Raw genomic sequence first — 2,720 nt, forward strand, 5'->3', positions numbered from 1 at the left:
CGCGAAAGGGGAAGAGCCCGGCGCTGGGGGGCGCCGGGCTCTTGAGGTGGAGGGGTCAGTCGCCGACCGAGACGGGGACCGGGTGGATCTGGAAGAGGCTGACGAAGCGCGGGAACAGCGACGTGTCGCCGGTGAGGGTGACGTGGCCGGTGTCGATCGCCTGCACCGGGGTCATCTCGTTGGTCATCAGCATCTTCAGCGTCGGGCCCGGGTCGACGACGAGGTCGGCGCCCGGGAGCGGCCCGGCACCGGCCTTGAGCACGCCGTCGACGACCTTGGCGTGGATGATGACCTCGCCCAGGCGCAGCTCGAAGCTCGCGGTGAGCCCGGCGGCGGCCTCGGCCTGATAGGTCGAGCGCAGCGCCATGATCATCGAGTTCTCGGTGATGATGTCCTCCGGGCGCGGGTCCTCCAGCGACAGCGCGCCCCACCGGCCCAGCGCCATGACGATGTCGTCGAGCGCCCGGCCGTAGTCGGTCAGCTCGTAGGTCATGTCGCCGTCCTTCATGCTCTCCTCGAGCACGCCGAAGTGCTCCATCTCCCGCAGGCGGGCGCAGAGCACGTCGATGGACAGCCGCGGGAAGCCCTCGGCCAGTTCGGTGAACGACTTCGGGCCGACCAGCAGATCCCGGATGACCAGCAGCGCCCAGCGCTCGCCGACCATCTCCACCGCACGGGACAGCCCGCAGAACTGCCCGTAGGTCCGGCGGGTCATCGACTGCAGCTCGGAGATGATGCCCTCGAGCTGGCTGGACTCCATCGCCTCGAGCACGGCCTCGTCCGGCGCGAGCTCACCCTGAGCGGGCACGGTGCCCGCCGCGGTCAGCCGAAACCGATCGCTGGCGATGGTCACGCCCTCCCGGTCGACGACCAGTTTCCATTGGTTATCCGTCATTTTGTCCGCATCCAATCTGCGTCGTCCCCGCAACCGATGACATTCCCGTCGCCGCAGGCGTAGTCGACGATGGGCTTACTCCGTAGGATTGTTTCTGCGGTGTACAGTTCCATCGTGCTGTCGCGCCGTCCGCGGTGCATCTTCACAATTGCGCCTGCCGTTCCGGCGAAAACACTGGTGTCCAGCCGAAATCCGCCAAACTCATCCTCTGCGAGCAAACCCGCGCCCATACCTAAACGGTACTCGCGCGCGGACGCCAAAGGTCGTGAGCGATTACGGTGCCCGAGATGAAAAACGCATGCGACCGGCATGGGTTTTTCATGAGATAACTAGGCCTGGTCGCGCAGCAACCGGATCAGCTGGGTCCGCGACCGGATCCCGAGCTTGCGGTAGAGCCGGGTCAGCGTCGCCTCGACGGTCTTCACGCTGACGAACAGCCGGTCGGCGATCTCCCGGTTCGTGGCGCCCTCGGCCACCAGCTCCGTGATCCGCGATTCGCCGGTCGTCAGCGGCAGCGCCGTGGGCGGCGCGGTGTCCGAACCGTCGAGGCGGGAACGCATCTGCTCGGTCTGATCGGTCCACGGGCGGGCGTGGGCGTTCTGGAAGACCTCCGCGGCCGCGTCCAACGCCGCGCGGGCAGGGGCGAAGCGGCGGCGGAGGCGTTCGGTCTTGGCGCGGGTCAGGTGGGTCTTGCCGACTTCCAGCGGCTGGCTGAGCGCGGTGAACGCCGCCGTCGCGCGGTCGAGCAGGGCGATGGCGGCATCGGACTCGCCGCGGGCGACGAGCAGGTTGGCCTCGGCGCGGTCCAGCCGGGCACTCACGCCGTCGGTGTGCGGCTTGCCGTCGATCGTGGCGCGGGCCTGGGACAGCACGCGTTCGGCGTCGTCCAGCTCGCCGGTGGCCACCAGGCCGATGACGAGGTCGCCGTGCCACCGCAGGATCGACGGGTTGCCCCCGGTCGGTTCGGACTCCGCGACCCGGCGCAGCGCGGTGACCGCCTGCGCGGGCTGACCCGACCGCAGCAGGGCCTGCCCCAGCACATGCAGGTGCCGCCGGACGAACACACCGTCGGACTCCTGTTCCGACGCGCGGATGCCGCGTTCGGCGAGGAACTGGGCGCGGGCGACGTTGCCACCCGCGAGTTCGGCCTCCGCGCTGGCGTGCCAGCAGGGGCCGGGGCTCATCCGGGCCTCGCCCGCGATCCGCAGCGCGCGGTCGGCGTAGTTCAGCGCGTCCTGGCAGCGGCCCAGGCCGACCGAGACCTCGGAGAGCGATCGCAGCACGTGCACGAGTTCCTCGGCCGCGCCGTGTTCGACCAGTGCGAGCATGTCCAGCAGGTCGGACCGGGCGTCGTCGAGCCGGTCGTCGAAGATCGCGAAGCGGGTGCCGATGTAGCGCGGCGAGAGGTGGGTCCAGCCGTCGACGTCGGGGGCGGGCAGCGCGAGGGCCGCGCCGAGCGCGGACCAGCTGTCGGGTCGGCCGACCACCCGGAACTGCAGGGCGATCGCGGCGGCGGCGAGGGCCTCGGTGTTGTGGTCGCCGACCTGCCGGGCCAGTTCGACCGCGCGCTCGGCGTCGGCGATGGCCTTGTCGGAGTCGGCGGCGACCATGGCGGCCCACGACTGCCAGAGGAACAACAGAGCCTGGGACGCGGCGTCGTCGCCCGCGTCGGCGATGGCGGCGGCGAACATCTCGCGCATGCCGCCGAGACCCTGACCCGCCAGGTGGATCACCGCCATCCGCACCCGCACCCGCTGCAGCGGCCGCGCCTCGGCGGCCAGCAGGGCGCGGGCGGCCCGGTTGGCCTGCTCGGGCAGGCCCGCGT

Annotated in this window: 3 protein-coding genes; all 3 read right to left on the minus strand. The window is 70.8% G+C overall.

The window, feature by feature from the left end:
- Positions 1-55: 55 nt before the first annotated feature.
- Entirely contained in the window at positions 56-895 is an 840-nt protein-coding gene (locus tag ACRDSQ_RS29240) for a winged helix-turn-helix transcriptional regulator (protein WP_431425500.1), read from the minus strand.
- Complete coding sequence (locus ACRDSQ_RS29245) at positions 892-1,125, minus strand: hypothetical protein (RefSeq protein WP_431425502.1); 234 nt, start codon at positions 1,123-1,125, stop codon at positions 892-894. Before ACRDSQ_RS29245 ends, ACRDSQ_RS29240 begins: the two co-directional genes overlap by 4 nt.
- Before the next feature lie 99 nt (positions 1,126-1,224).
- The coding region (locus ACRDSQ_RS29250) for a helix-turn-helix transcriptional regulator (RefSeq protein WP_431425503.1) at positions 1,225-2,720 on the minus strand (1,496 nt) is incomplete at its 5' end.

Source organism: Actinokineospora sp. (assembly GCF_050699995.1).
Classification (GTDB): domain Bacteria; phylum Actinomycetota; class Actinomycetes; order Mycobacteriales; family Pseudonocardiaceae; genus Actinokineospora.